General features: G+C 72.1%; 26 protein-coding genes and 1 tRNA gene. 18 read left to right on the forward strand and 9 right to left on the reverse strand.

Annotated elements, in window-relative coordinates; all coding sequences use genetic code 11:
• Positions 1-5: 5 nt before the first annotated feature.
• From LX83_RS06920 to LX83_RS06935, 4 genes are all read right to left on the reverse strand, one after another.
• Positions 6-965, reverse strand: coding sequence for a carbohydrate ABC transporter permease (locus LX83_RS06920; RefSeq protein ID WP_253768280.1), 960 nt, complete (start codon positions 963-965; stop codon positions 6-8).
• A complete protein-coding gene (locus tag LX83_RS06925) occupies positions 965-2,431 on the reverse strand; it encodes an extracellular solute-binding protein (protein WP_253768282.1) in 1,467 nt (488 codons plus the stop codon). The genes LX83_RS06920 and LX83_RS06925 overlap by 1 nt, the downstream gene beginning before the upstream one ends.
• Positions 2,432-2,642: 211 nt before the next feature.
• Positions 2,643-3,266: a histidine phosphatase family protein gene (locus tag LX83_RS06930; RefSeq protein WP_253768284.1), complete on the reverse strand. Its 624-nt coding sequence runs from the start codon at positions 3,264-3,266 to the stop codon at positions 2,643-2,645.
• Between the two features lie 706 nt (positions 3,267-3,972).
• A complete protein-coding gene (locus LX83_RS06935; protein WP_253768286.1) occupies positions 3,973-5,460 on the reverse strand; it encodes an FGGY-family carbohydrate kinase in 1,488 nt (495 codons plus the stop codon).
• Positions 5,461-5,820: 360 nt separating this feature from the next.
• Here LX83_RS06935 and LX83_RS06940 point away from each other — a divergent pair, with 360 nt between their 5' ends.
• A complete protein-coding gene (locus LX83_RS06940; RefSeq protein ID WP_253768288.1) occupies positions 5,821-6,075 on the forward strand; it encodes a hypothetical protein in 255 nt (84 codons plus the stop codon).
• The gene (locus tag LX83_RS06945; RefSeq protein WP_253768291.1) at positions 6,072-6,485 is read left to right on the forward strand and encodes a four-helix bundle copper-binding protein; all 414 of its coding nucleotides are present in this window, start codon (positions 6,072-6,074) and stop codon (positions 6,483-6,485) included. The genes LX83_RS06940 and LX83_RS06945 overlap by 4 nt, the downstream gene beginning before the upstream one ends.
• 111 nt (positions 6,486-6,596) lie before the next feature.
• On the opposite strand, the gene LX83_RS06950 is transcribed toward LX83_RS06945, so the two are convergent.
• On the reverse strand, positions 6,597-7,805 hold the full coding sequence (locus LX83_RS06950) for a M20 metallopeptidase family protein (protein ID WP_253768293.1): 1,209 nt from the start codon (positions 7,803-7,805) through the stop codon (positions 6,597-6,599).
• A gap of 253 nt (positions 7,806-8,058) precedes the next feature.
• On the opposite strand from LX83_RS06950, the gene LX83_RS06955 reads away from it, so the two are divergent.
• The 7 genes from LX83_RS06955 (at position 8,059) to LX83_RS06985 (ending at position 11,742) form a co-directional block, all read left to right on the forward strand.
• Entirely contained in the window at positions 8,059-8,547 is a 489-nt protein-coding gene (locus LX83_RS06955; protein ID WP_253768295.1) for a tRNA adenosine deaminase-associated protein, read from the forward strand.
• A 56-nt stretch (positions 8,548-8,603) separates the two neighbouring features.
• A complete protein-coding gene (locus LX83_RS06960; RefSeq protein WP_253769110.1) occupies positions 8,604-9,059 on the forward strand; it encodes a nucleoside deaminase in 456 nt (151 codons plus the stop codon).
• A 98-nt stretch (positions 9,060-9,157) separates the two neighbouring features.
• Positions 9,158-9,373: a CsbD family protein gene (locus LX83_RS06965; RefSeq protein WP_253768297.1), complete on the forward strand. Its 216-nt coding sequence runs from the start codon at positions 9,158-9,160 to the stop codon at positions 9,371-9,373.
• 190 nt (positions 9,374-9,563) lie between these two features.
• Positions 9,564-10,166 carry an RNA polymerase sigma factor gene (locus tag LX83_RS06970; protein ID WP_308203925.1) on the forward strand — a complete coding sequence of 201 codons (603 nt, stop codon included), beginning with the start codon at positions 9,564-9,566 and terminating at the stop codon, positions 10,164-10,166.
• A gap of 242 nt (positions 10,167-10,408) precedes the next feature.
• The gene (locus LX83_RS06975) at positions 10,409-10,984 is read left to right on the forward strand and encodes an anti-sigma factor (RefSeq protein ID WP_253768299.1); all 576 of its coding nucleotides are present in this window, start codon (positions 10,409-10,411) and stop codon (positions 10,982-10,984) included.
• A gap of 63 nt (positions 10,985-11,047) precedes the next feature.
• Positions 11,048-11,497 carry an Asp23/Gls24 family envelope stress response protein gene (locus tag LX83_RS06980; protein ID WP_253768301.1) on the forward strand — a complete coding sequence of 150 codons (450 nt, stop codon included), beginning with the start codon at positions 11,048-11,050 and terminating at the stop codon, positions 11,495-11,497.
• A gap of 155 nt (positions 11,498-11,652) precedes the next feature.
• Positions 11,653-11,742, forward strand: a tRNA-Ser gene (locus LX83_RS06985).
• Here LX83_RS06985 and LX83_RS06990 read toward each other — a convergent pair.
• Together LX83_RS06990 and LX83_RS06995 are read right to left on the reverse strand one after the other, a co-directional pair.
• Positions 11,734-12,042: a PIN domain-containing protein gene (locus LX83_RS06990; RefSeq protein WP_253768303.1), complete on the reverse strand. Its 309-nt coding sequence runs from the start codon at positions 12,040-12,042 to the stop codon at positions 11,734-11,736. The genes LX83_RS06985 and LX83_RS06990 overlap by 9 nt on opposite strands.
• Complete coding sequence (locus LX83_RS06995) at positions 12,039-12,743, reverse strand: hypothetical protein (RefSeq protein WP_253768305.1); 705 nt, start codon at positions 12,741-12,743, stop codon at positions 12,039-12,041. Before LX83_RS06995 ends, LX83_RS06990 begins: the two co-directional genes overlap by 4 nt.
• Positions 12,744-12,918: 175 nt before the next feature.
• Between LX83_RS06995 and LX83_RS07000 the strand changes: the two genes are divergently transcribed.
• From LX83_RS07000 to LX83_RS07015, 4 genes are all read left to right on the forward strand, one after another.
• Positions 12,919-14,088, forward strand: coding sequence for an amidohydrolase family protein (locus LX83_RS07000; protein ID WP_253768307.1), 1,170 nt, complete (start codon positions 12,919-12,921; stop codon positions 14,086-14,088).
• Between the two features lie 90 nt (positions 14,089-14,178).
• Positions 14,179-14,574, forward strand: a complete 396-nt coding sequence (locus LX83_RS07005) for a winged helix-turn-helix transcriptional regulator (protein WP_253768309.1) — start codon at positions 14,179-14,181, stop codon at positions 14,572-14,574.
• 221 nt (positions 14,575-14,795) lie between these two features.
• The gene (locus LX83_RS07010; protein WP_308203926.1) at positions 14,796-17,339 is read left to right on the forward strand and encodes an endonuclease/exonuclease/phosphatase family protein; all 2,544 of its coding nucleotides are present in this window, start codon (positions 14,796-14,798) and stop codon (positions 17,337-17,339) included.
• A 322-nt stretch (positions 17,340-17,661) separates the two neighbouring features.
• Complete coding sequence (locus LX83_RS07015) at positions 17,662-18,327, forward strand: DedA family protein (protein WP_253768311.1); 666 nt, start codon at positions 17,662-17,664, stop codon at positions 18,325-18,327.
• A 77-nt stretch (positions 18,328-18,404) separates the two neighbouring features.
• Here LX83_RS07015 and leuA read toward each other — a convergent pair whose 3' ends face one another.
• Positions 18,405-20,213, reverse strand: a complete 1,809-nt coding sequence (leuA, locus tag LX83_RS07020; protein WP_253768313.1) for a 2-isopropylmalate synthase — start codon at positions 20,211-20,213, stop codon at positions 18,405-18,407.
• A gap of 294 nt (positions 20,214-20,507) precedes the next feature.
• On the opposite strand from leuA, the gene LX83_RS07025 reads away from it, so the two are divergent.
• From LX83_RS07025 to LX83_RS07035, 3 genes are all read left to right on the forward strand, one after another.
• Positions 20,508-20,774 (forward strand): hypothetical protein, encoded by a 267-nt coding sequence (locus LX83_RS07025; RefSeq protein ID WP_253768315.1) that lies wholly within the window; start codon positions 20,508-20,510, stop codon positions 20,772-20,774.
• Between the two features lie 83 nt (positions 20,775-20,857).
• The gene (locus tag LX83_RS07030; RefSeq protein WP_253768317.1) at positions 20,858-21,190 is read left to right on the forward strand and encodes a hypothetical protein; all 333 of its coding nucleotides are present in this window, start codon (positions 20,858-20,860) and stop codon (positions 21,188-21,190) included.
• A gap of 46 nt (positions 21,191-21,236) precedes the next feature.
• Positions 21,237-22,280, forward strand: coding sequence for a hypothetical protein (locus tag LX83_RS07035; protein ID WP_253768319.1), 1,044 nt, complete (start codon positions 21,237-21,239; stop codon positions 22,278-22,280).
• A gap of 21 nt (positions 22,281-22,301) precedes the next feature.
• On the opposite strand, the gene LX83_RS07040 is transcribed toward LX83_RS07035, so the two are convergent.
• Positions 22,302-23,636, reverse strand: coding sequence for a glycosyltransferase family 39 protein (locus tag LX83_RS07040; RefSeq protein ID WP_253768321.1), 1,335 nt, complete (start codon positions 23,634-23,636; stop codon positions 22,302-22,304).
• A gap of 199 nt (positions 23,637-23,835) precedes the next feature.
• On the opposite strand from LX83_RS07040, the gene LX83_RS07045 reads away from it, so the two are divergent.
• The gene (locus LX83_RS07045; RefSeq protein WP_253768323.1) at positions 23,836-25,101 is read left to right on the forward strand and encodes an aspartate kinase; all 1,266 of its coding nucleotides are present in this window, start codon (positions 23,836-23,838) and stop codon (positions 25,099-25,101) included.
• A complete protein-coding gene (locus LX83_RS07050; protein WP_253768325.1) occupies positions 25,101-26,171 on the forward strand; it encodes an aspartate-semialdehyde dehydrogenase in 1,071 nt (356 codons plus the stop codon). Before LX83_RS07045 ends, LX83_RS07050 begins: the two co-directional genes overlap by 1 nt.
• Positions 26,172-26,269 lie beyond the last annotated feature (98 nt).

Here is a 26,269-nt window from a genome sequence, read left to right on the forward strand (position 1 = left end):
GGGCCTCACTTTCCCGCCGAGCGGTTCTGCACCCGGCCGAGGTAGCGCACCAGCACCATCGAGACCACGTAGACGATCGCCCAGAGCACGATCATGAACGTGGTGCCGAAGCTGTACCGCTGGTAGGTGATCGCCTGCAGGTAGGCGCTGATCTGCAGGGTGGTGGTGGCGTTGCCCGGCCCGCCCTGGGTGAACGCGTAGATCACGTCGAACACCTTGAGCGAGTCCATGAACCGGAAGATCACCGCGACCAGCACGTACGGCCACAGCATCGGCAGGGTGAGTGTGCGGAAGGTGAACCACGGGCTGGCCCCGTCCACGGCGGCGGCCTCGAACGGCGAGCGCGGCATGGACCGCAGCGCGGCCAGCGCCAGGATCGCCACGAACGGGGTGAAGATCCAGGTGTCGATGACGACGCACCAGAACATCGCCTTGCCCGCGGTGTCGATCGCGGTGAGGTCGCCCAGCCCGATCATCGACAGGTAGTGGCTGAGCACGCCGACGCTCGGCCACAGCATCAGCTTCCAGATGATCGCGGCGATGATCGGCGCGATCATCAGCGGCACGATCAGCACCTTCTCCAGCAGCCGGCCCAGCAGGGAACTGCGGTTGAGCAGCAGTGCCACGCCGACCCCGAGCACGGTCTCCACCACCGTGGCCAGCACCGCGAACAGGCCGGTCACCCACGCCGAGTGCCAGAACTCGCCCTGGGTGAGCACGGTGACGTAGTTGTCCACCCCGACGAAGTCCGGCACCGGCTTGGTCGCCGAGTAGTTGAACAGCGTGTAGAAGACACCGAGCAGGAACGGGTACAGGATGCCCACGCACAGCGCCACGGCCGGCACGATCAGCAGGTAGGGCCGCAGCCGGCGGCGCCAGCGGGGAACCCGCACCCGACCGGCGGCCGACGAGGGGGGCACGCCGCCGGTCGAGGCGGGGGACTGGGTGGAGGAGAGCACGGACATCAGCTGTTGACCTTCGTCTTCAGGTCAGCGGCCAGCGCGTCGAGCACGGACTGGGCGTTCTCCCCGCCGTAGATCTTCTGCAGCGCCTCGGCCCACGAGGTGGTCGCGTCGAAGAACTGGGTCTGCGGGGTGAACTGGATCTTGGTGTCGTTGACCACCGCGTCGAAGGTGTCCAGGAAGCCCGGGGTGTTGCTGAGCCGCTGCTTGTACTCGGCGTTGTCCGCCACCGACTTGCGCACCGGGTCGATGTGGGACTGCTGGGTGGCCGCGTAGGTCAGGTGGTCCTTGCCGGTGGCCCACTGGAGGAACCACCAGGTGGCCGCCTTCTTCTTGCTGGCCGAGTTCATGCCGAGCGACCAGATCCACATGTTGGTGGCCAGCGAGCCGTCCGGCCCCTTGGGACCGGGGTGGAAGGCGAGCTTGCCGGCGGCCTGGCTGGCACCGGGCACGCTCTGGAAGTAGGCGGCGGTGTCGGCGTCGAACATCATGCCGGCCTTCTGCGCGCCCAGGTCGCCCGAGCAGTTGTACCAGGAGTAGGTCGGCCAGGACGCCGGACCGGACGCCTTGACCATGCTGGCCCACCGGGTGGTGAAGTCCACGGCCGCCGCGCTGTTCATGGCCGGCTCCAGCTTGCCGTCGGCCACGGTGAAGTCCTTGAGGCCGAACCGGCTGTACATGGTCATGAAGCCGGGGTGCATGGTGGCCCAGGACTTGGAGCCGCGCACCGCGATCCCGTACATGTCGGGGTAGCCGGCGCCGGGCGCCTTCTGCTTGATGGCCGCGGCCAGTTCCACCAGCTCGTCAAAGGTCTCGGCCGGCTTCAGGCCCAGCTTGGTGAACAGTTCGGAGTTGTAGGCGACGACGTTGGTCTCCCAGCCCCAGGGCAGCATCCACTGCTTGCCGCCGCCGAGCGGGTCGCCGTTCTTGAAGCTCCACTGGCCCGCCTGCAGCAGGTTGGGGAAGAAGTCGTCGGGCGCGAAGTCGGCGTTGGTGGCCGCGGTGTTGTCGATCCACGGCTTGAGGTCCTCCAGGTACCCGGGCGGGCCGTACTGCCAGACCATGTACGCGCCGAGCATGAAGGCGTCGTAGTTGCCGGCCTTGCTGCGCAGCTCCAGGGTGACCTTGTCGAAGTAGTTGTCCTCGGGGAAGACGTCGTAGTTGACCTTGATCCCGGTCTGCTCGGTGAACTTGCCCAGGTTGGCGACCAGGGCTTCCTGGTAGGGGTGCTTGTTGAGCAGCAGCTTGATCTCCTGGCCGGAGTGCTTCTTCCAGTCGAACGAGCCGCTGATGTCGTTGGCCGCCGAGCCGGCCGAGTCGCTGGCGCCGCCGAAGCCGCAGGCCGAGAGCACCGGCAGGCTCGCGGCCAGTCCGGCGGTGGCGCCGATGCCGCGCAGCAGGGACCGGCGGCTCAGCCGCCCGGAGCCCAGACCGGCGCCCAGGAACTTGTCGTGACCACTCGCAGCCATGCTTCCTCCAGCCACTGCCACATCGCAGAGGGCAGAACCGAGCAACTTGAGATGTTGACTTAACACGTCATGATGTGATTGCGCTCTATCTTCACGGCTGGCGCTGTGATGTCAAGCACGAGTTTTCATCAGGTTTCACTGAATCGAGCGAGGTGTGCCGCCGTGGGCGTGCGCGCCCGCGCCACCCGGTGCTCCCGGGCGGCTGAGCTGGTCACCGGTTGGATGTGCTGGTCAACGGCTCGTTGAGGGCCAGCAGCCCGAACTCGCCGTCCCGGTACCGCAACCGCGCGCCCCGGCAGTTGCCCACCGACGGGAACGCCCGGCGGTACCGGCTGAGCGGGATGCCCAGCACCTCGCACAGCACCAGCCGGAGCAGCGTGTTGTGCGCGACCACCAGCACCCGTCCGCCCGGTGCGGTCTCGGCCGCGGCCACCAGGCCGGCCAGCCCCCGGCGCGCCGCCAGCACCGGGTCCTCACCGCCCGGTAAGTGGTGTGCCACCGGGTCGGCGACGAACCGGTCGCGCGCCGCCCCCAGCTGCTGCGCCATCTCGGCCGAGGTCAGCCCCTCACCGGCGCCGAAGTCCAGTTCGGTGAGGCGCTCGTCGACCACGGGCTGGATGCCGGTTCGCTCGGTGACCGCGAGGGCGGTGCGCCGGGACCGCCGCAGCGGCGAGCAGAACAGCCCGACCAGGTCCGCTGTGCTGGCCCAGGCGCCCAGCTCAGCAGCTTGCGCGAGGCCGGTGTCGGTGAGTTCGACGTCGCTGCGGCCGGCATAGCGGTTCTCCGCGTGCCACACGGTCTCGCCGTGCCGGACCACCACGAGTTCGGTGCTCATCGCGTTGTTCCCTTCCGTTGGCATGGGCCGCCTGGGCGCCCGTTGGCTGTCGGTCGTTGTCGGTCCCTTGTTGGACCCGTTGGTGATGGCTGTCGGGCCGCTGCCGGTTGGCGTCGGGCCGCTGTCGGTTGGGTGCGGGTTGGCTGTCGGGCCGCCGGTGGGGCGGCTGTCGGTCCACTGGTGGTGACTGGGGTGTCGGTGCCGCGAGCCAGTCGCGGCGCGTACCGCAAGTCCTACCGGCGGGCGCGGACCCGCCCTCCCGATTCACCCGATCGAGAGGGCAGTTATCCACAACCCGCGAGTTATCCACAGGCTCGGCTCGTGGTGCTGGCTGTCCGGGGGTGGGGTGGGTAGGCTGAGCAGGGGTCGCCCCCCTGGGAGGGCGGGGGTGTGACCTGGGGGTTTAAGCCGTCCACTGAGGACTGTGCCGGTGCGTGGTCCGGGTGTGGTCGGTGGCCGGGGTGGGCTGGCTGTCGTGGCCGGCGGGTGGGCTGCCGGGGCTGGTCGCGGTGCCGGGAGCCCGGGCCACCGCCGCCACTGCCGCCATCACCGCCACTGCCGCCACCACCGCCACCACCGCCGCTCTGCCGCCAACGCCATTCCGCCGGCACCACCGCTCCGCCGGCGCCACCGCTACTCCGCTGACGTCCCACGCTGCTGACGTCCCACTTCGTCGACGCCGGCACCGGCATTCCGCCCGTGCCCCTTATCCCGCGGTGGCCTCGGCCAGCAGGGTTGGGGGCAGCCAGCCGCGTTGTGCCAGCGCGTCGGCCAGGCGGTGGTAGCCGGCGGCGAGGCGGTCGCCGACCTCCGGGCGGGGCAGGAACTCCCGGTCGACGCGCACCATCCGCTCAGCCGAGGCGGCCAGCCCGTACTCGCTGCTCGCGGCCAGCACGGCCATGCCGAACGCCGGCTCGGTCACCGCCGGGACCTCCAACCGCCGGCCCAGCACGTCGGCGCGCAGCTGGGTCCACGGCGCGCTGCGCACCCCGCCGCCGGTCACCCTGATCGACTCGCCGACCGGCGCGCCCAGGCTGCCCAGGTGCGCCACGCACAGCCGCTCCAGGTAGGCCACACCCTGCAGGACCGACACGTAGCGGTCCAGCTCGCCGCGCGGCTGGCCCAGGGTGAACCCCTCGGCGTCGGCGGCCACGAACGGGAACCGCTCGCCCCGCCCGGCCAGCGGGTAGCTCACGCAGCCGGCGGGCTCGTCCAGGGGCGCGTCCCGGTCCAGCGCGGCCAGGTCGGCGCCGGGGAACGCGGTGGTCAGCACGCCGGCCCCGGTGCTGGACGCGCCCCCGGGCCACCACCGGCCGTCCGGCCCGAGGTGGCTGTACACGCTGGTGTCGAACACCTGCCGCTCGGCAACGCCCTTGAACACCAGGGTGGTGCCCAGCACCGAGTTCCAGCTGCCCACCGTGAGCGCGCCGGTGGCCAGTTGGGACGCGCAGCCGTCGGTCATCCCGGCCACGATGGCCGCGCCGGCCGGCAGCCCGGTCACCTCGGCCGCGGCCCTGCTGACCTCGCCGATCACCCCGCCCGGGCGGACCAGGCGCGGCAGCGCGTGCTCGGGCAGGCCGAGCACGGCCCGGATCTCATCCGGCCAGGTCGCGGACACCGGGTCGGCCCCGGACTTGAGCGCGTGGCTGGTGTCGCTGGGCAGCAGCTCGCCCGCCAGCCGACTGGTCACGAAGTCGGCCTGGTGCAGCACCACACCCCGGGCCAGCTCGCCGCGGGCGTTGCGGCCGAGCCAGGCGAGCTTGGCCACCGCCCAGGACGGCTGCGGCCGCACGCCCAGCCGCCGCCACACCGACTCGTCCACCCGGTCGAGCAGGTCGGCACCGTCGTCGGCGGCGCGCAGGTCGTCGTACATCAGCGCGGGCAGCAGTGGACGCAGGTCGTGGTCGGCGACCACCAGGGTGCCCGAGGTGGCGCAGACCGCGACCCGGCGCACGGCCGCGGCCGGCACCTCGGCCAGGGCGGTCCGGCACGCCGTGACCAGGGCGGTCCACCACTGTTCCGGGTCCTGCTCGTGCCGTGGCCCGGCCCGGTGGTCGTCCAGCGGCGCGGAACCCCGGCCCAGCACCCGCCCGGTGCCGGTGGCGGCCAGCACCTTGACCCCCTGCGTGCCCAGATCGACCCCGACCCAGACGTCGTCGTCCCCCGCCTGTGCGGCGGCAGCGTTGTCGCGCACCCGAACTCCCAACCCAAGTTGTGAACTAGGTGATAACTTCACAGCAGAATGTCACAACATGGGCCGGTACGGGAACGGTTGAAGTCGTTAACGGCTGCCTGACGGTGTGCGGCTCCTGGTCGCGGGCAACCGGGCAGGACGCCGGGGCGAGCCCGACCTCGACCTCGACCCCGACCTCGGTCCCGGGCAGCCAACAGCAGGGCGCGGCGGTGCGCGAGAGCTGGCTGTCGGTGGACGGCGTGCACGACGGCGAGCGTTGCGACACCGAGGCCGGCCGCACCACGTCGGCCCCGCTGCCCGGCCACCGCGCCGGGGTCGACGTCCCCGGCCATCCCGAACTCCACCCCGCCGCCCACCCGGGTGCCGGCGGCCAACCTGACCGGGAAGCTGGTGTTCGACCCGACCACCTACGACTTCCTCGGCTTCGCCACCAGCAGCGCGCTGCTGGAGGTCGGCATCGTCGACCGGGTGGGCCAGCGCCCCCGACCGCGGCGAACCCGGCCACGGCAGGGCGGGCCCGGGAAGGAGTACCGGCTGGGCCGGCCGGGTAGCCGGGCGGTGTCAGCCGCTCGGCCACGAGCGGGGGCCGCACGACCAGGAGGTGACAACCCATGACAACCGTCGCGAGCATGCTCCGCACCTACCCCAGTGACCTGGGCAGGGTCGACCGGGAAGCGATGACCCGGTGCATCGAGGAGTGCATGACGTGCGCGCAGACGTGTACCGCGTGCGCGGACGCCTGCATGTCCGAGCACGACGACATGCTGCCCATGCTGCGCAAGTGCATTCGCTCGTGCGTGGACTGCGCGGATGTCTGCGACACCACCGGGCGCGTCCTGTCCCGGCACACCGGCTACGACGCCAACATCACCCGCGCGGTGCTGCAGGCGTGCGCCACGGTGTGCCGGTCCTGCGCGGACGAGTGCAACCAGCACGCCAACCGGCACGAGCACTGCCGGATCTGCGCGGAGGCGTGCAGCGCGTGCGAGCAGGCCTGCCAGGACCTGCTGATGTCACTGGGCTGACCAGCGCTTCCCCGCGCGCACCAGGCGGCGGGAGGGGGGATCGGCCAGTGCGCCGCGCCGGCCCCTCCCGCCGGCCCCTCCCGCCGGCCGTGCCCGTTGCCCCGTCCGCCGCTACCGCAGCGCGTCCAGGGCGAAGGCCGCGTAGAGCGCCACCCCGTGCTCCATGGCGGCCTCGTCGAACAGCACCCGGTTGGAGTGGTTGGGCGGTGCTGAGCCCACGTCAACCCCGCGCGGGCAGGCGCCGAGGAACGCGATCGCGCCCGGCACCTCGCGCAGCACGTAGGCGAAGTCCTCGGCCCCGGTGATCGGGTTGGCCGAGTGCTCACCGCAGCGCGCGCCGAGCACCTGCTTGGCCAGCTCCACCACGTGCGCGCCCACGGTGTCGTCGTTCACGCTGACCGGGTAGCCGCGGACGATCTCCACGTGCGCGGTGCAGCCGAACGCGATCGCCACGTGCTGGCAGATCCGCTTGACCTCGCGGTGCACGAACGTGCGGGTGGTCTCCGCCAGCGTGCGGATGGTGCCGACCAGCTCCGCGGTCTCCGGGATGATGTTGGTGCTGGTACCGGCCCTGATGCTGGCCACGGTCAGCACGACCGGGTCGAACACGTTCACCCGCCGGCTGACCACGGTCTGCAGCGCGCCCACCATGGCCGCGGCGGCCGGCACCGGGTCGATGGCGTCGTGCGGGATGCCGCCGTGCCCGCCCTTGCCGCTCACCCGGATGCGCAGCTCGTCGGCGGAGGCCATCATCGGCCCAGGGCGGCTGCGCACCACCCCGGACCGCCAGCCCGAGGTGATGTGCAGGGACAGCGCCTTGCTCGGTTTGGTCCCGGTCGCCTCCAGCACGCCCTCCTTGATCATCAGACGGGCGCCGTGGTCGCGCTCCTCCCCGGGCTGGAACATGAACACCACCTGCCCGGCCAGCGCGTCCCGCCGGGAGCACAGCAGCCGGGCCGCCGAGGCGAGCATGGCCGTGTGCGTGTCGTGGCCGCAGGCGTGCATCGCGCCCTTGGTCTCCGACGCGTAGGCCAGCCCGGTCTCCTCGGTCAGCGGCAGGGCGTCCATGTCCGCCCGCAGCAGCACGGTCGGCCCCGGGTTGGCGCCGTCGAGCACGGCGACCACCGAGGTGCACTCGGTGCCTGTGCTGATCCGCAGCGGCAGCCCCTCCAGCGCGTGCAGCACCGCCGTCTGGGTGGCCGGTAGCTGTAGGCCCACCTCGGGGTGGCGGTGTAGCTGCCGGCGCAGGGCCACGGTGCGTGGCTGGAGGGCGCGGGCCGCCTCGATCAGACCGGTGAAACGGGCGTCGGCTGCGTTCATGATCCGATGGTGGCACCGCGCGGCAGGCCTGGCCGGTCATCCGCGTGCCGAGTCAACCAGTCCGACTAATTCCCGGTCGGCCAGACTCCCGTCCGGTTGATTCCAGCCAACCGCGACTTCAACCGGGCCACGACCGGCGACAACGCGCTGAGCAGCAGCGGACCCGGCGCGTGGGCGAGGACACCACCCGGGCGGGGCGGGTTCGGACGGGTTGGTGCTACCAGGGGGCGCCCGGGCCCCCTACGGTGTGTACATGGCGGAGCACGAGCCGGTCTCCGGCTTGGCCGTCGCCGTCGTCCGGGAGGACGGCCGGTGGCGGTGCGGCAGCATGGACACCTCGGCACTGACCGAACTGGACGCGGCGATCACGGAACTGCGGCGAATGCGGTCCACGGGGGCGGTGTTCGGGATGCTCGCCGTCGACGACGAGTTCTTCATCCTGCTGCGCCCGGCACCGGGCGGGGTGGCCCTGATGCTGTCCGACGCGGCCGCCGCGCTGGACTACGACATCGCCGCGGACGTGCTCGACCTGCTGCGGGTCGACCCGCCCGACGAGGACGACGACGAGCTGTGGCCAGCCGGTGACCTGGGCGTCCTCGCCGACCTCGGGTTGCCAGCGGCCGAGTTGCAGGTGATCGTCGACGACGTGGACCTCTACCCGGACGAGCAGTTGCAGATGATCGCCAGCCGGTGCGGGTTCGGCGACGAGTTCGCCAGGCTGCTCGACCAGCTGCAGCAGTGAGGTGGGGTGGGGCTGACCGGCGGGGCATCGGCCCGGCCGGGGTGCGCGAACGGCTGATGCGGGCCGCGATCGAGGTCGCCGGCCAGGCCCCGCGCACCGGTGACGTGCCCATCGGCGCGGTGGTGTTCGGCCCGGACGGCGCGGAACTGGCCAGGGCGTGCAACGCCAGGGAGGCGCTGGGCGATCCCACCGCCCACGCCGAGCTGCTGGCCATCCGCGCGGCGGCCCGCCGGCACGGCGACGGCTGGCGGCTGGGCGGCTGCACCCTGGTGGTCACCGTGGAGCCGTGCACGATGTGCGCGGGCGCGCTGGTCGCGGCCCGGATCGACCGGGTGGTGTTCGGCGCGTGGGAACCGCGCACCGGCGCGGTGGGCTCGCTGTGGGACGTGGTCCGGGACCGCCGGCTCAACCACCGGCCCGAGGTGGTCGGCGGCGTGCTGGCCGAGGAGTGCGCCGCGCTGCTGGACGACTTCTTCGCCGGGCACCGCGCCGAGAATCACCCGTTCGGGTGAGTTGGATCACGCCCACGTGAGCTGATCGAATTTCGGGTACTCCCTGCGTAGACGGTCGGCGCCAGAGCCGTCCGAACAAACCATGGAGGGAAGTCGGCATGGGCGTGTTCGACAAGGCCAAGGACAAGGCGCAGCAGTTCATCGGCCACGCGAAGGAGCGGACCGGCGAAGCCACCGACAACGAGGAGCTGGAGAACGCGGGCAAGCGCGACCAGGTCACCGGCAAGATCAAGGAGACCGGCCACGACGTGCGGGACCGCGCGGCCGGGGCGGTCGAGGACGCCAAGGACCGGTTGACCGACGACGACAAGTGACCACCGGTAGCGCGCCGGGGCGCCCGCCGAGCGGCGCACGCGGTGGACCACGCCGTGGAGCACCGTGCCGATAACACGCGTGGGGGACGTACTACCAGCGGGTTTCCGTTCTCACTGCCACGATGAGGCCGTCAGTGACGCACTGCCGGGCGGTCTTGTTGCGCGGTCTTTCGTGAGTACGGGGGTGCTGGTGGCGGATTTTGTTGGCGAGCCCGTCTCGGATGCGGAGATCGACGACGCCACCTTGGCCACCAGAGCCGCGGAGGGCGATGTCGCCGCCTTCGAGATGCTCCTGCGGCGCTACCAGGACCGCGTGTTCGGCATGTCGCTGCGCATGCTCGCCGACCGGGCCGAGGCCGAGGACGTCGCCCAGGAGGTGTTCGTCACCGCGTGGCGCCGCCTGGGCGAACTCGCCGACCCCGGCGCGGTGCGCACCTGGCTGTTCCGCATCGCCCACCGCCAGTGCCTCGGTGTGATCCGCAAGCGCAGGGACCGGCGCACCGAGCCGACCGATACGCTTCCCGACTCGACGGGCACGGCGGTGGGCACCGCCGGGGTGGACGGATCGATCGACCCGCAGCGGGCCACCGAGGCCGGGGCCGGGGTGCGCGCGCTGTACCGGGCGTTGCGCCAGCTCCCGCCCCCGCAGCGGGCCGTGTGGTTGCTCGCCGAGGTCGACGGGTTGTCCTACGCGGAGATCGCGCAGGTGGTGGGTGCCACCGAACAGGCGGTGCGTGGCAGGTTGTCCAGAGCCAGGGCGAGGTTGGCGGAGGTGATGCGGGCGTGGCGCTGAACAGGAGCCGGCTTGCGCGTGCTGACCGGCTGCCCTGTGGCCGTTCCGTTGACCAGCTGTGGCGGCTGGTGGTCACCACCGCGGATCAGCGGGCTCGGCCCGCTGGGAGCCCTGATGACGCGGATCAGCGGGCTTGGCCCGCTGGGAGCCCTGATGACGCGGATCAGCGGGCTCGGCCCGCTGGGAGCCCTGATGACGCGGATCAGCGGGCTCGGCCCGCTGGGAGCCCTGATGACACCGCGTTGGATCAGCACACCGCGACCTGCGCGCACTGCCAGACCGCGTTGGAGGGGCTGGCCGCGTTGCACGCCGCCGCCAGGGAACTGGCCGCCGAACCCGTTCGCGCCCCGGCCAGTCTGCTGGACCGGGTGATGCGGGTGGTGCGGACCGAGGCTCGTGACGACGCCACCGTCTCCCTGGTGACCGGTCCGGACGCGGTGACCGGGCCCGATTCCGGGCGGGTCTCGACCAAGGCGGTCGCCTCGGTGATCCGGTTCGCCATCGACACCGTGCCCGGCCTGCGCCTGCACGCCAGGCACTGCCAGGTGGTCGAGCCGGAGGACGCGGTGGACGTCCTGGACGTCACCGTCGAGGTGCTGGTGCCGGCCGAACACCACCTGGACGACCGCGGCCTGCGCGACCGCATCGAAACCGTGGTCAACGCGCACGTCGGTCTCGGCCTGCGCACGCTGAAGCTGGTCGCCGTCCCGGTGGACGTGGCCGGCCAGTCCCCGGCCGACGCTGACCACCCCGTCGACCGCCCCAGTGCCGCCGGCCCCGAGCGCGGCGACCGGCCGGAGCGGTCGGGACCGGCCTGAACCGGGCCGAGGAGCAGGGCCCGGGGAACGAGGAGCAGGGCCCACGAACACGGAGGTGGCGCGATGACGCTGCCCAGCGCCCACCGGACCGCACTGATCACCACCGCCACGGTCGAGGTCGGCGAGGGCGTGCTGGTCGACACCCGCGCGGTGGCCAGGCTGGCGGCCATCGCCGCCCGCGAGGTGCGCGGCGTGCTCGGCCTGGCACCCTCCCCGGGCGGGTTGGTCACCAGCGCCGGGCGGCGGCTGCGCGAGCCGACCGCCGGCCGCGGCGCCGGTGAACCCGCGGACGGGGTGCGCGTGGCGTTGGCGCAACCGGGCTCGGTGGTGGTCGACGTGGCCCTGTCGGTCGGCGGCCGGCCAGCGCGGGACGTGGCCACCGACGTGGCCAGGCACATCAGGCAGACCCTGGAGCGACAGCTGGGCGTGCGCACCCGGAGCGTGCGGGTGAACGTGGTGGACATCGCCCTGAGCCCGGTGCGGGGCGTGCCGCTGAGCGACACCGGGTGGTGAAGCAGGGCTGGCCCGGCCGACCAACGTCCGCGCGCCTGGCGGCCTGACCGACCAACTACCCGATGACCAGCCCCGTGACCTGCCCTGATGACCAGTGCGACGGGTGAACCGGACCCCCGCGTGAGCAGCGTGCGGCGTCCGGTATTCTCTTCGGCGGTAGCGTGTCCGAGCGGCCGAAGGAGCGCGCCTCGAAAGCGCGTGAGGGTTAACGCCCTCCGTGGGTTCAAATCCCACCGCTACCGCCAGCTTCCAGCGAACGCCGGATCAGTCACCTCGACTGGTCCGGCGTTCGTCGTGTCCGCTGTCCCGCGAGCGTGTTGTTCAGTCGTTGGTGGCGTCGTCGGCGAGCGCCAGGTCTGGCAGGCCATTTTCCGCTCGCCCCAGCCGCCGTTGTAGGCCCCGTGGTGGAGTTCGGCCACCGTCACGAAGGAAACCGTTGGAATCCTGCCAATGAGATGTGGCCTGAAATGCTCGGCCTGGGGGCCGTTCTTCATCAGGTAGGACACCACATCGGTGTCCACCAGGACGTAACGCACTTCGTTCATGACCTCGCTGACATCGCATCCGCGACAAAGCGCTTGAAATCTTCGTCGTCGATCTCCGGGAAAGTGGCGAATTCCGAGATGACCCGGACGGGCTCGACGCCCTGCGCGTGTGCCAACTGCCCAACGGTGTGTCGCTGGCTCTCATCGACGACCGTGATGTCGTCGAGAGCGAGGCTGCGCACGCGGCCGTCCGGTTGGAGTTCCGCCACACCCGACGCGACGACCATCGCGTCCATCGCGGCGAGCACGGGCTCCCGCATGTCCTCCGTGAACGAGCAGGGCACGCTCGCGTCGAGCGTGTCGACCCGACAGCGCAGCGCCAGTGGGTCGAAGTCGCCCTCGTGCAGTCGGCCCACCACGGTGACCAGGTCGCGGCGCCGCTGGCGGCGCAGCCAGCGCGCGTGTTCCCGGAACCCGCGGTCCAGCCGCAGGCTGACCGTGTCGCGCCAGTCGAGGTCGAAGTACTCGATCGTCCGTGGCGACAGGCCCCCGGTGAAGCGGATGAGGCCGTCCAGAACCTGGAGGGTGAACTCTGGCGGCAGACTTTCTGCCCGTTCGACGATTCTGGTCGATCCGTTCATGAAAATGCTCATCGCCTCGGTGAACAGGGCGTGTTCGAAAATCGCGCCCCCGGACGCGTCCATCTCCAGGACGGCGGAACCGGCGCGGAATCCGACCAGTTCGAGCCGGACAGCCATCATGGCGCTGAGCTGGCATGGACACAGTGGATGGCATCGATCGTGATTGGGGATCACCCGGACTGGCGAGTGCGGCGACACCGGCTGTCGATATCAGGGCCGGGAGACGGGCTACTGACCGCTCATCGGGTGATCGGTCGGTGCGGAGCAGGGCCGGGGCGTGTGTCAGGGTGGGCGGGTGGAGCGTGTGGTGCTGGCGGGTGGTGCGGTGTTCGACGCGCGGTCCGGTGCGGTGAGCCGGGCGGATGTGGTGCTGGCGGGTGACCGGATCGTGGCCGTGGGCGTGGGGCTGTCCGGTGACGTGGTCGTGGACTGCGCGGGCGGGTTGCTGGTGCCCGGGTTCATCGACTGCCACACGCACGTGAGCCTGACGCAGACCCTGGGCTCGGCCACCGCGGTGACCCTGCCCCGGTCGGCCCGGCAGCTGTCGGCCGTGCCGGTGTTGGCCACGCTGCTGCGCAACGGCGTCACCACGGTCCGGGACGCGTGGGGTGCCGACGCCGGGTTGCGGCTGGCCGTGCGGCAGGGCTGGGTCGCCGGGCCGGACATCCTGGTCAGCCTGCGCCAGGTGGGCACGACGGGCGGGCTCGGCGATCACTGGGTCGCCAGCCAGGGCACGGTCGACGCGTTCGGCGATCCGTCCATGCCCGACCCGGTGTTCGACGGACCGGAGGCGGCGCGGGCGGTGGTGCGCCGGATGGTGCGGGCCGGCGCGGACTGGATCAAGGTGACCGCGACCGGGTCGATGGCGCGCGGGGTCGGCGTGCACGACGTGCAGCTCACCCGCGCGGAGATGAGCGCGCTGGTGGACGAGGCGGTCAACCGGGGGCGGCGGGTGATGGTGCACGCGCACGGCGCCCGCGCCGCGGAGCTGGCCGCCAGGGCCGGGGCGCACAGCATCGAGCACGGCGTGTTCCTGGACGAGGCCGCGGTGGCGGCCATGGCCGAGGCCGGGACGTGGTTCGTGCCCACGCTGTCGGTCACCCAGGCCGATCCGGAGCACGCGCCCGAGGGCACGCCGGAGGCGCACCGCCACGCCGTGCGGCTGGCCGTGCGGGCCGGGGTGCCGATCGCCATGGGCACGGACAACCCGGTGCGCCCGCACACCGAGGTGCTGCGCGAGATCGAGTACCTGGCGCTGGCCGGGCTCGGCCCGGTCGAGGCGTTGCGGGCCGCCACCTGGCAGGCGGCCCGGCTGCTGGGCGTGGCCGACGACCGGGGGGAGATCGCCGAGGGCAAGCGGGCCGACCTGGTGCTGCTGGACGGGACCTCGGTGGAGCCGGCCGGCCTGGCCGACCGGATCCGCGCGGTGTGGCACAACGGCCGCGTCGTTGCCGGCCGGGACTGAGCATGGGTGGGGCACCGCGCGTTCCTGGGTGCACTTCTTGTAACTGACGGCACGATGTGTGACCATCGGGCGGCAGTAAGGAGGCCGCTCATGTCCCACTCGTCCGCGCGCCTGGCCACGCAGGTCGTCGAGGAGGGCTGCCCGATCGTCGAGGTGCTCGACCACGTGGCGGGCAAGTGGAGCATCGGGATCATCGTGGCCGCGGCCCAGGGGCCGATCCGGTTCACCGAGCTGGAACGCGCCATCGAGGGGATCAGCCGGCGCATGCTCACGCTGACCCTGCGCCGGCTGGAGCGGGACGGCCTGCTGGTCCGGACGGTCTACCCGACGGTGCCGCCCAAGGTGGAGTACACGCTCACCGACATGGCCCGGGAGCTGCACGAGTCCTTTGCCGCGCTGGTCTCCTGGGCGGAACGGCACCGAGGCGCCATCGCCACCTCGCGCGCCGCCTACGACCAGGAGCACGGTGGCGCCCAGGCGTCCTGATCGTCTCCTGCCGTGCGTCCCCGGCCACCCACTCCGGCTGAATCCGGCACGTCCTGCCTGGTGGGGACGTGTCGTTGCGCTGGCAATTCCTCCCTCCCCGGCACCCTGGCAAGCGCGAGGAATGGCAGGTCAACCGTTGTCAGGCCGTCGCCGCAAATTCACCCGAAAGGGGGATGATCTGCTGACACTTCGCCACCGGATCTCGCCCCCAGGAGGACGAGTTGGCCAGATCAGCGCCTCGCCCCAGGCGTGCGGCCACAGCCGCGCTCGGCGCGCTCGCCGCGACCCTGACCGCGGTTTCCCCACCGGCTGCATGGGCTGACCCGAGCCTGCCCGGTGATCCACTCGCCAGCACGGACGCACTGATCGCCGAGGTCTACGGCGGCGGTGGCAACTCCGGCGCCACGCTGACCACGGACTTCGTCGAGCTGGCCAACACCGGTGCCGCCGAGGTGGCGCTGGACGGGCTGAGCGTGCAGTACCTGCCGGCCAGCCCCAAGCCGACCAGCCAGTGGCAGGTGACCAGGCTCGCCGGTGCGATCGCCCCGGGCGGCCGCTACCTGGTCGCCGAGGCCAGCGGCAGCGGGGGCAGCACACCGCTGCCCACCGCGGACGCCACCGGGTCGATCAACATGTCCGGCACGGCCGGCACGGTCGCGCTGGTTACCGGCACGGACGCGCTGACCTGCCTGACCGCCGAGGACTGCGCGGTCGACCCGAGGGTGCGGGACCTGGTCGGCTACGGCGCGGCCGCGGTGCGCGAGGGCAACCCGGCGCCCGCGACCAGCAACACCACCTCGGTGGCCAGGACGGTGGACGCGGCCAGCGGCGCGCTGCGGCCCGACACCGACGACAACGCCGCGGACTTCACCGCCGGTGCGCCCACCCCGACCAACGCGGCCGGCCAGACCCCGGGCGACGGCGGGCCCGAACCGGGCCCCGACCCGGAGCCCGAGCCCGAGCCGGTCACCGTGCGGGTGCACGACATCCAGGGCACCACCCGGATCTCGCCGCTCAACGGCAAGCCGGTGGCCGGCGTGCCCGGGATCGTGACCGGGGTGCGCTCGCACGGTTCGGCGCGCGGCTTCTGGCTGCAGGACCCCGAGCCGGACGCGGACCCGCGCACCAGCGAGGGCCTGTTCGTGTTCACCGGCTCGACCACGCCCAGCGCGCGCGTCGGTGACCAGGTGCGGGTCAGCGGCGTGGTCAGCGAGTACCGGCCGGGCGGCGAGGAGAGCGCCAACCAGACCGTCACCGAGCTGAAGAATCCACAGTGGACTGTGCTGTCCTCGGGCAACGCCCTGCCCCCGGCCGAGGTGCTCGGCGCGGACACCGTGCCGGAGGCCTACGCGCCCGAGGCGGGCGGCGAGAGCATCGAGAAGGCCGTGCTGGCGCCGGCCGACTACGCGCTGGACTTCTACGAGTCGCGCGAGGGCATGCTGCTGCGGGTGGACGACGCCCGCGTGGTCGGCCCGACCGACGGGTACGCGGCGCTGTGGGTGACCACCAAGCCGGAGCAGCACCCCAGCGCCCGCGGCGGCACCGTCTACCTGGGCTACGACCAGCCCAACGCCGGCCGGCTGAAGGTGGAGTCGCCGACCGGCGAGGGCTTCCCCACCGCCAACGTGGGTGACCGGCTGGCCGGCACCACGGCCGGGCCGCTGGACTACAGCCAGTACGGCGGATACGTGCTGGAGGCCAGCACCCTGGGCAAGCACGTCTCGGGCGGGCTGACCGCGGAGACCACCCGCGGGCAGCGCCCTGGCGAGCTGGCCGTGGCCACCTACAACGTGGAGAACCTGTCCCCGGCCGATGACCAGGCCAAGTTCGACCGGCTGGCCAGGGCCGTGGTGACCAACCTGGCCAGCCCGGACGTGCTGGCCCTGGAGGAGATCCAGGACAACAGCGGGCCGACCAACGACGGGGTGGTCGCCGCCGACGTCACGCTGACCAAGTTCACCAACGCCATCAGGGCCGCCGGCGGCCCCGCCTACCAGTGGCGGCAGATCGACCCGGTGAACCTGGCCGACGGCGGCCAGCCGGGCGGCAACATCCGGGTGGCCTTCCTGTTCAACCCCAAGCGGGTGTCCTTTGTGGACCGTCCGGGCGGCGACGCCGGCACCCCGGTCTCGGTGGTGCGCACCGGACACCGCGCGGCCCTGTCGATCTCGCCCGGTCGGATCGACCCGGCCAACGCGGCCTGGCAGGACAGCCGCAAGCCCCTGGCCGGCGAGTTCGTCTTCCGCGGGCGCACCGTGTTCGTGGTGGCCAACCACTTCGCGTCCAAGGGCGGCGACCAGCCCATGCACGGCCGCTACCAGCCGCCCACCCGCGGCTCGGAGGTGCAGCGCCAGCAGCAGGCCACGGTGCTGCGCGGCTTCGTCGACCAGCTGCGCGAGGTGGACCCCGGGGCCACGGTGGTGCTGGCCGGCGACCTGAACGACTACCAGTTCTCCCAGGCGCTGCACACGCTCACCCGGGGCGGGGTCGTGCGCGACCTGATCGACACGCTGCCCGCCGCCGAGCGGTACAGCTACGTCTACGAGGGCAACTCCCAGGTCCTGGACCACATCCTGGTGGGCGGGCGGCGCGGCGCGACCGACTACGACGTGGTGCACGTCAACGCCGAGTTCGCCGACCAGGCCAGCGACCACGACCCGCAGGTGCTGCGGATGCGGCTGACCCCGCAGACCGGGTTGCCGTGGCTGGACGACTTCTGCGACCAGCTGGACGACCTGCTGGACCGGCTCGGCCGGTTCCGGTGACCCCGACCCCGACCCCGGTGACTCCAGCTCCAGCGGTGCTGGCTCACCCGCGCGGGGGAACCCGCTGACCCGGGCGGTCCGGACGGCCCCGGCTGTCCGGACCGCCGCTCGCACGCTGTTCCCGCCGGTCGTCCCGGTGGCTGGCGCGCACGGCCGGTCACCCAGGGTCAGCGTGCTGACCGCCAGTCAGCGCGGGTGACCGACGGTCAACGAACACGGGAACTTTCCCCGTCCCGCCGCCGTCGCAGTTGTCCATCTGGTGCCGACAGGCCCCGTCGTGCTGGCACCATGGACCTCAGGTGACGACAGATCGGGTTGTGGCGTGCACATTGCTGAGTTGTTGGACGCGGTACCCCCGCTGGTGATCTACCTGATCGTGGGGTGCGTGATCGGGATCGAGAGCCTGGGCATTCCCCTCCCCGGGGAGATCGTCCTGGTCAGCGCGTCCCTGATGGCCGCACAACACCTGGTCGACCCGGTGGCGGTCGGCGTGGCCGCCAGTGCGGGCGCGATCATCGGCGACTCGATCGGCTACGTCATCGGCAAACGCGGCGGCCGGCCACTGCTGGCCTGGCTGGGCCGCAAGTTCCCCAAGCACTTCGGCCCGCCCCACCTGGCCAAGGCCGAGCACCTGTTCGCCCGCTACGGCGTGTGGGCGGTGTTCTTCGGCCGGTTCGTGGCCCTGCTGCGCATCCTGGCCGGCCCGCTGGCCGGGGCGCTGCGGATGCGCTACGGCCGGTTCCTGGTGGCCAACGCGCTCGGCGGGATCGTCTGGGCCGGTGGCACCACCGCGGTCATCTACTACCTGGGCATGGTGGCCGAGAAGTGGCTGCAGCGGTTCTCCTGGGTGGGCCTGGTCGTCGCCGTGCTGATCGGCCTGGGCACCACCATGCTGATCCGGCGGCGCGCCGCCCGCCACCACACCCCGGACGACCCCACCGACACCGACGGGGCCGACGCGGAGCGGGCCAAGCAGCACGCCGCCTGACTGACCCGGACCCGACCCGGCCTGACCTGAACCGCCCTGGTCAGGCCGGTCTGGTCAGGCCGGTCTGGTCGGAGCGGTCAGCGGGACGCCCGGTTGACCGCGGACACCAGCGCGCGCAGCGACGCGGTCACGGTGGAGCCGCTGACCCCCACCCCCCACAGCACCTTGTCGCCGACCGCGCACTCCACGTAGGAGGCGGCCTGGGCGTCGTCGCCGGCGGTCAGGGCGTGCTCGGCGTAGTCGAGCACCCGGACGTCGTAGCCGACCGTGGCCAGCGCGTCGACGAAGGCCGCGATCGGCCCGTTGCCCGAGCCGGTGATCTCGTGCTCCTCGCCGTCCACCAGCACTACCGCGGTGATCTCGTGCCGGCCGTCGCCCGGGTCGGCCACGGTGTGCCGGCGCAGCGCCACCGGGCTGGCCGGGTCCAGGTACTCGGTGGCGAACGCGTCCCAGATGCCCTTGGGGCTGATCTCGCCGCCCTCGGTGTCGGTGACCTCCTGGATCACCCGGGAGAACTCGATCTGCAGCCGGCGCGGCAGGTCCAGCTGGTACTCGGTCTTCATCAGGTAGGCCACGCCGCCCTTGCCGGACTGCGAGTTGACCCGGATGACCGCCTCGTAGCTGCGGCCCACGTCCTTGGGGTCGATCGGCAGGTAGGGGACCTCCCACGGGTAGTCGTCCACGTGCTGCCCGTTGGCCTTGGCCTCGTCCTCCAGCGCCTCGAAGCCCTTCTTGATGGCGTCCTGGTGGCTGCCGGAGAACGCGGTGTAGACCAGGTCACCGCCGTAGGGGTGGCGCTCGGGCACGGGCAGCTGGTTGCAGTACTCGACCGTGCGGCGGACGGCGTCGATGTCGGAGAAGTCGATCTGCGGGTCGATGCCCTGGCTGAACATGTTCAGGCCCAGCGTGACCAGGCAGACGTTGCCGGTGCGCTCGCCGTTGCCGAACAGGCAGCCCTCGATCCGGTCGGCGCCGGCCTGGTAGCCCAGTTCCGCCGCGGCCACGCCGGTGCCCCGGTCGTTGTGCGGGTGCAGGCTGAGGATCACCGCGTCGCGCCGCTCCAGGTTGCGGTGCATCCACTCGATGGAGTCCGCGTACACGTTGGGCGTGGCCATCTCCACGGTGGCCGGCAGGTTCACGATGGCCGGCCGGTCCGGGGTGGGCTGCCAGATCTCGGTGACCGCGTTGCACACCTCGACCGCGTAGGACAGCTCGGTGCCGGTGTAGGACTCGGGGGAGTACTGGAACCGGAAGTCGGTCTCGGCGTACTTGGCCGCGTAGTCCAGCACCAGGTGGGCCGCGTCCGTGGCGATCTTCTTGATGCCGTCCCGGTCGGACCGGAACACCACCCGGCGCTGCAGCACCGAGGTGGAGTTGTAGATGTGCACGATCGCGCGGGGCGCGCCCTCCAACGCCTGGAAGGTCCGCTCGATCAGCTCCGGCCGGCACTGGGTCAGCACCTGGATGTGCACGTCGTCGGGGATGGCCCCGTCCTCGATGATCTCCCGGACGAAGTCGTAGTCGGTCTGGCTGGCCGCGGGGAAGCCGACCTCGATCTCCTTGTAGCCCATGCGCACCAGCAGGTCGAACATGGTGCGCTTGCGCGCCGGCGACATCGGCTCGATCAGCGCCTGGTTGCCGTCCCGCAGGTCGACCGCGCACCACAGCGGCGCGGTGGTGATCCGCCGGTCCGGCCAGGTCCGGTCGGGCAGCTCAACGGCCTCGACCAGCTCGTGGAACGGGCGGTAGCGGTGGACCGGCATGCTGCTGCCGCGCTGCGGGTTCCAGCTGGGCTGCCCGGCGGGGATCGGGCGGGCGGGCTGCCGGATGCCGCCGTGGCCGGAGCGGAACGCGTCCGGGTCGAAGCTGTCCTGCACGATGCTCATGGGAAGAAACTCCTGCTGGCCGGTGGTGTCGACACGAGAGCGACCGGCGGCAACGCTGAACTCCGCGGCGGGGAGCCGGTCAGTCAGGCCCCGTCGCGGCAGCGAAGCAGGAGGGCGAACGCCACGGCCCGAGACTAACCACAGCGCGACCCGCAGCGGAAGTTGACCGTCCACATGGTGGAACCCGCCGCGCGCGCCGACCCGCCTGGCCGGGTGTGGTCGCCGGCCGGGGCGGGTATTGACCATCCCGTCCCCGACCAGGTGCTCCGCGGAAGGCGCGAAAGGAAGCAGGCCATGGCCGCCAGAGTGATCAGACTGATCGGCACGGTGTTCGCCGCTTTCGAAGTGCTCTACATCCTGCTCGTGCTGTTCAACGCCAATCCGGACAACCCGTTCTTCGTGCTCGTCCGGCAGTTGGCCGAGCCGCTCGCGCTGTGGTTCCCCGGCCTGTTCCAACTCGGCAGCCAGCCGTTGGACGTGCTGGTCAACTACGGCTTGGCCGCGGTGTTCTGGCTGCTGGTGGCCGGCCTGCTGGCCCGGGTGGTGAGCCGGCGCCACTAGCCGGGAACGGGTGGGGGAAAGGGTGGCCGGACCGTTGTTACTGGCGCGTAGCCAAGCGGGGTCGCGCGTGCCACACTCGCCTCATGGCCGAGCACGAGGATTACCCCTCGCCCCGCGCGGGCGCGGGTGTGCGCGTGCGGCTCGTCGCCGCGGTGGCGAGCGTGCTGAGCTGGGTTGGCGTGATCTGCGCGGCGGTCCTGGTCGCGCACGTGGTCCTCACCCTGGGCGGGGCCAACCCGGACAACGGGATCACCCGGTTCGTCGCGGGCTGGGCCGATCCACTGGCCCTGGGCTTCCACGACCTGTTCCTGCCCGCCGACCCCGACCTGGCGGTCCTGGTCAACTACGGGATCGCCGCGCTGTTCTGGCTGGTGCTGCGGGCGATCGTGCTGCGCGTGGTGCGCCGGCTGGGGTGAGCACCCAGGTCAACGCGGGTGCTTGCCGGCTCAATACGCTCCCCGGATGGGGATCTTCCGCCGGAGGGCGAAGCAGCCGCCGGTCGCGCGGCCGGTGATCAGGAACCACACCTACGAGGACGTCGCACTCGACGCGGCCGTGCAGGCGGTGGCCGACGGCCACATCACCGCGGCCACCACCGTCCTGGCCGAGTGCCGGGACGAGCCGGAACTGCGCGCGCTGCGGCTGGGCGTGCTGCGCGACGGCCTGGTCGGCGGCGCCGACGAACTCGTGGAGCTGGCCAGGCGGCACCAGGACCCGGAGCTGTGGCTGCTGGCCGGGACCGCGTTCATCGGTGAGGCGTGGGCCATCCGGGGCGGTGGCCGGGCCAAGCACGTGGGCGAGGACCGGTTCAAGATGTTCTTCGCCACCCTGCGCAAGGCGGTCGGCCCGCTGCACCAGGCCGCCGAGCTGCTGCCCGCCGACGCCGTGCCCTGGGCCCAGCTGCTGCCCGTGGGCATGGGCCTGCAGGTGGACCGGGACCAGAAGGACGAGGTGTGGCGGGAGGTGATCACCCGCTGCCCCACCCTGTTCCCCGCGCACTGGCACCGGTTGCAGATCCTGGCCGCCAAGTGGGGCGGCTCGCACGAGGAGATGCTCAGCTTCGCCAGGGCCACGGCCGAACTGGCGCCGGTGGGCGACCCGGTCACCGCCATGCTGGCGCTGGCCCACTTCGAGGTGTTCCTCGACCGGCACACCGAGGCGCTGGAGCGGCGCGACGCGCACGAGATGGTGCGGGTCAAGTGGCGCTACTTCGCCGAGGTGCGGCCGGAACTGCAGGCCGCGGCCGACCGGTGGATGGCCAACCCCGCCCCGCACCCGCGCACCCTGGAGGCGCACAACCTGTTCGGCGCGGCCTTCGCCCTGGCCGAGGACGCGGTCCGGGCCCGGACCCACCTCACCGGCATGCGCGACCACGTGCACGACATCCCCTGGGGCTACCTGGCGGTGCTCGCCGAGGACATCGAGAAGGAGTACCAGACGCTGGCCGGCCCGTACCTGGGCGACGTCCCGCTGAACCCGCTGGGCGTGCACGGGCGCTGGATCTGACCCGGGCCCGGGCGGCGGGCGTCAGATCGCGTACGGCCAGGCGGTGATCGAGTAGGCGCCGAACCAGGCGCTGAACAGGGCCACGAACGCGGCCAGGGTCAGCGCGGTGGTCGGCCGCCGCCTGGCCAGGCCCACGGCCACCGGGATGAGCAGGGTGAACGCCGGCAGCAGCAGCCGCGCCTTGGAGTTCATCAGGCCGTTGGACCCCACGTCCATCACCAGCACGCCCAGCCCGTAGACCACCAGCGGCCACTGGATCCGCCGCCGCAGGCTGACCACCACCAGGGCGACCGCGCCGATCAGCAGCCACACCGTGGTCAGCTCCAGCACCGAGCGCGGCGCGGTCAGGATGTCCAGGCCGAACTTCCAGGTGGCCGCGCCCAGGTCGAACCGGGACGCCCAGCCCCGCCGCTGCACCGCGAACCAGCCGTCCAGCTGCCCGGTCTGGCTAGCCACGTAGCCCAGGTAGCCGAGCAGGCCCAGCGGGGCGAGGGCGCCACCCACCCACGGCCGCCAGCCGTCCCGGCCCCTGATCACCGCGACCAGCGCGGCCAGCCCCACGGCGACCACCAGCGCGGCGGCCGTCGGCCGGACCAGGCCGGCGGCCAGGCAGCACAGCCCGGCCAGCAGCCAGCGCCGCTCCACCACCCCCACCAGCGCCCACGCGGCCAGCGCGCAGAACGTGGCCTCCGAGTAGGTCATGGACAGCACGATCGCCATCGGCGAGGCCGCGAACAGCGCGACCAGCAGCAGGCCGGCCCGGCGCGAGCCGCCGGTCACCCGCTGGCCCAGCCGGTGCAGCCCGTAGGCGCACACCACGCCGCTGACCAGGCTCACCACGAACGCCGCGCCGACCAGGGACAGCCCGGGCAGCTCGGCCACCCAGCGCACCAGCGTGGGGTAGCCGGGGAAGAAGGCCATCGGCGTCTCGTCGCTGCGCCGGCCGAACGCGTCCACCAGCCCGCTGGGCACGCCCTGGTAGCCGCCCTGGGCGATGCCCAGGAACCACTGGCCGTCCCACGAGGTCAGCGCCGAGACCACGGACACCTTGTTGCCGTCGGCCATCCAGCCGAGCACGAGCAGGCCGATCTGCCGGATCACCAGGTACAGCAGGGCGGGCGCGGCCAGCAGGGCGACCCGGTACTGGTTCCACCGGCCGGTGCGCTCGGTGAACCACTCGCGCAGGCCCGGCCGGGAAGTGGGTGCGGTGAGCGCGGTGGGTGCGGTGGGTGCGGTGGCCGGCGCCGGCGCCGGCGCGGTTCTGGCGGCTCTGGGCGCTGGTCCGCCCGTGGTCGGCGGCACGTGGGCGGTGCCCGTCCTGGCCCGCTCCGGTTCTCCTGCGCTGGCCCCGGTCACTGGTGGCCCAGCGCCGTCGGCAGCCTCGGTCGCTCCTGTCGCCGACACCCCGATCCTTCCTACTGCCGGCTGTGCTTGCTTTCTTGAGAGTAGTGCCCGTCACGAGCGGCCTACGGGGTTCGCTGACGCGGGTACGCTGCGTGTGAAATGCGCCAACGCTGTTAACGGCTGGTAACCGGCCGGTGAGGAGGTCTGGACAGTGGCGCTCGTCGTCCAGAAGTACGGCGGTTCCTCGGTGGAGAGCGCCGAGCGGATCAAACGAGTAGCCGAGCGGATTGTTCAGACCAAGAAAGCCGGCCACGACGTGGTTGTCGCGGTGTCCGCGATGGGCGACACCACCGACGAACTGCTCGACCTGGCCCGCCAGGTCGCGCCGGTGCCGCCGGCCCGTGAGATGGACATGCTGCTCACCTCCGGGGAGCGGATCTCCATGGCGCTGCTGGCCATGGCCATCCACTCGCTCGGCGCGCAGGCCCGCTCCTACACCGGCTCGCAGGCCGGCGTGATCACCACGGCCGTGCACGGCAAGGCCCGGATCATCGACGTGACCCCGAGCCGCATCCAGGACGCGTTGGACAGCGGGGCGATCGCCATCGTTGCCGGCTTCCAGGGCGTGAGCCAGGAGAGCCACGAGATCACCACGCTCGGCCGGGGCGGCACCGACACCACGGCCGTGGCCCTGGCCGCCGCGCTCAAGGCCGACGTGTGCGAGATCTACACCGACGTCGACGGCGTGTTCACCGCGGACCCCCGGATCGTGCCCAACGCCAGGCGGCTGGAGACGATCACCTACGAGGAAATGCTGGAGATGGCGGCCTGCGGCGCCAAGGTGCTGATGCTGCGCTGCGTGGAGTACGCCCGCCGCTACGGCGTCCCCGTCCATGTCCGCTCGTCGTTCAGCAACAAGCCCGGCACGCTGGTGTCCGGCTCAGTGGAGGACCTTCCCGTGGAACAAGCCCTGATCACCGGGGTGGCGCACGACCGCTCCGAGGCCAAGGTCACCGTGACCGCGGTGCCCGACCACCCAGGCGTGGCCGCCAAGATCTTCCGGACCGTGGCCGACGCCGAGATCGACATCGACATGGTGGTGCAGAACATCTCGCAGGCGGTCAGCGGTCGCACCGACATCACCTTCACCCTGCCCAAGGACGACGGCCCCAAGGCCGTGGCCAGCCTGGAGAAGGCCAAGGGCGAGATCGGCTTCGACCAGGTGCTCTACGACGACCACGTGGGCAAGGTGTCGCTGATCGGCGCGGGCATGCGCTCGCACCCCGGGGTCACCGCCACCTTCTGCGCGGCGCTGGCCGACGCCGGGGTGAACATCGAGATCATCTCCACCTCGGAGATCCGCATCTCGGTGATCTGCCGGGACACCCAGCTCGACGACGCGGTGCGCGCGCTGCACGACGCGTTCGAGCTGGGCGGCGACGAGGAGGCCGTGGTGTACGCGGGGAGTGGTCGCTGATGGGCGGGACCGGACCCGTGCTCGCGCTGGTCGGGGCGACCGGCGCGGTGGGCAGCGTGATGGTGGACATCATCAACGGCCGGCCCGAGGTGCCCTGGGGCGAGATCCGGCTGATCGCCTCGGCCCGCTCCGCCGGCAAGCGGATCACCGTGCGCGGCCAGGAGCTGACCGTCCAGGCGTTGGCCCCCGAGGTGTTCGACGGCGTGGACGTGGCCATGTTCGACGTGCCCGACGAGGTGTCCGCGCAGTGGGCGCCGATCGCCGCGGCCAGGGGCGCGGTGGCCGTGGACAACTCCGGCGCGTTCCGGATGGACCCGGACGTGCCGCTGGTGGTGCCCGAGGTGAACGCCGACGCCGTGGCCGACCGGCCGCGCGGGATCATCGCCAACCCCAACTGCACCACCCTGTCGATGATGGCCGCACTCGGCGCGCTGCACCGCGAGTTCGGGCTGCGCGAGCTGGTGGTCGCCTCCTACCAGGCGGCCTCCGGCGCCGGCCAGTCCGGCATCGACCGGCTCTACGCGGAGCTGGCCGCGGTGGCCGGCAAGGACCTCGGGGTGCGCGGCGGTGACGTGCGCGAGGCACTGGCCGCGGCCGGGCTGGGCCAGGCGGACTCGCCGTTCCCGGCGCCGCTGGCCCTGAACGTGGTGCCGTGGGCCGGGTCGGTCAAGGACGACGGCTGGTCCAGCGAGGAGCTGAAGGTCCGCAACGAGTCCCGCAAGATCCTGGGCATCCCGGACCTGAAGGTCTCGGCGACCTGCGTGCGCGTGCCCGTGGTGACCACGCACTCGCTGTCCGTGCACGCGGTGTTCGACCGGGAGGTCACCGTGGCCCAGGCGCACGCGGTGTTCGCGGCGCAGCCGTCGGTGGTGCTGGTGGACGACCCGGCCCAGGGCCGCTTCCCCACCCCGGCCGACGTGGTCGGCGGTGACCCCACCTACGTGGGCCGGGTGCGCCAGGCGCTGGACTTCCCCAACACGCTCGACTTCTTCGTGTGCGGCGACAACCTGCGCAAGGGTGCCGCGCTGAACACCTACGAGATCGCCGAGCAGGTCGTGGCAGCCCGCTGACCTGGGCTGTTCCCCTGTTCGACCGGTGGGTCGGGCGCCGCTGACCCCGGCGTCCGGCCCATCGGTGCTTTTCCCGACAGGTGGTGGCCGGCGCGGCC

This window comes from Goodfellowiella coeruleoviolacea (genome assembly GCF_024171785.1).
Classification (GTDB): domain Bacteria; phylum Actinomycetota; class Actinomycetes; order Mycobacteriales; family Pseudonocardiaceae; genus Goodfellowiella; species Goodfellowiella coeruleoviolacea.

What these genes read in the sequence shown, in the direction of transcription:
- LX83_RS06920 (WP_253768280.1), bottom strand. Translation starts at nt 965, where the DNA reads ATGTCCGTGCTCTCCTCCACCCAGTCCCCCGCCTCGACCGGCGGCGTG.
- LX83_RS06925 (WP_253768282.1), bottom strand. Translation starts at nt 2,431, where the DNA reads ATGGCTGCGAGTGGTCACGACAAGTTCCTGGGCGCCGGTCTGGGCTCC.
- LX83_RS06930 (WP_253768284.1), bottom strand. Translation starts at nt 3,266, where the DNA reads ATGAGCACCGAACTCGTGGTGGTCCGGCACGGCGAGACCGTGTGGCAC.
- LX83_RS06945 (WP_253768291.1), top strand. Translation starts at nt 6,072, where the DNA reads ATGACAACCGTCGCGAGCATGCTCCGCACCTACCCCAGTGACCTGGGC.
- LX83_RS06950 (WP_253768293.1), bottom strand. Translation starts at nt 7,805, where the DNA reads ATGAACGCAGCCGACGCCCGTTTCACCGGTCTGATCGAGGCGGCCCGC.
- LX83_RS06955 (WP_253768295.1), top strand. Translation starts at nt 8,059, where the DNA reads ATGGCGGAGCACGAGCCGGTCTCCGGCTTGGCCGTCGCCGTCGTCCGG.
- LX83_RS06960 (WP_253769110.1), top strand. Translation starts at nt 8,604, where the DNA reads ATGCGGGCCGCGATCGAGGTCGCCGGCCAGGCCCCGCGCACCGGTGAC.
- LX83_RS06965 (WP_253768297.1), top strand. Translation starts at nt 9,158, where the DNA reads ATGGGCGTGTTCGACAAGGCCAAGGACAAGGCGCAGCAGTTCATCGGC.
- LX83_RS06980 (WP_253768301.1), top strand. Translation starts at nt 11,048, where the DNA reads ATGACGCTGCCCAGCGCCCACCGGACCGCACTGATCACCACCGCCACG.
- LX83_RS06990 (WP_253768303.1), bottom strand. Translation starts at nt 12,042, where the DNA reads ATGAACGAAGTGCGTTACGTCCTGGTGGACACCGATGTGGTGTCCTAC.
- LX83_RS06995 (WP_253768305.1), bottom strand. Translation starts at nt 12,743, where the DNA reads ATGATGGCTGTCCGGCTCGAACTGGTCGGATTCCGCGCCGGTTCCGCC.
- LX83_RS07005 (WP_253768309.1), top strand. Translation starts at nt 14,179, where the DNA reads ATGTCCCACTCGTCCGCGCGCCTGGCCACGCAGGTCGTCGAGGAGGGC.
- leuA (WP_253768313.1), bottom strand. Translation starts at nt 20,213, where the DNA reads ATGAGCATCGTGCAGGACAGCTTCGACCCGGACGCGTTCCGCTCCGGC.
- LX83_RS07025 (WP_253768315.1), top strand. Translation starts at nt 20,508, where the DNA reads ATGGCCGCCAGAGTGATCAGACTGATCGGCACGGTGTTCGCCGCTTTC.
- LX83_RS07030 (WP_253768317.1), top strand. Translation starts at nt 20,858, where the DNA reads ATGGCCGAGCACGAGGATTACCCCTCGCCCCGCGCGGGCGCGGGTGTG.
- LX83_RS07035 (WP_253768319.1), top strand. Translation starts at nt 21,237, where the DNA reads ATGGGGATCTTCCGCCGGAGGGCGAAGCAGCCGCCGGTCGCGCGGCCG.
- LX83_RS07050 (WP_253768325.1), top strand. Translation starts at nt 25,101, where the DNA reads ATGGGCGGGACCGGACCCGTGCTCGCGCTGGTCGGGGCGACCGGCGCG.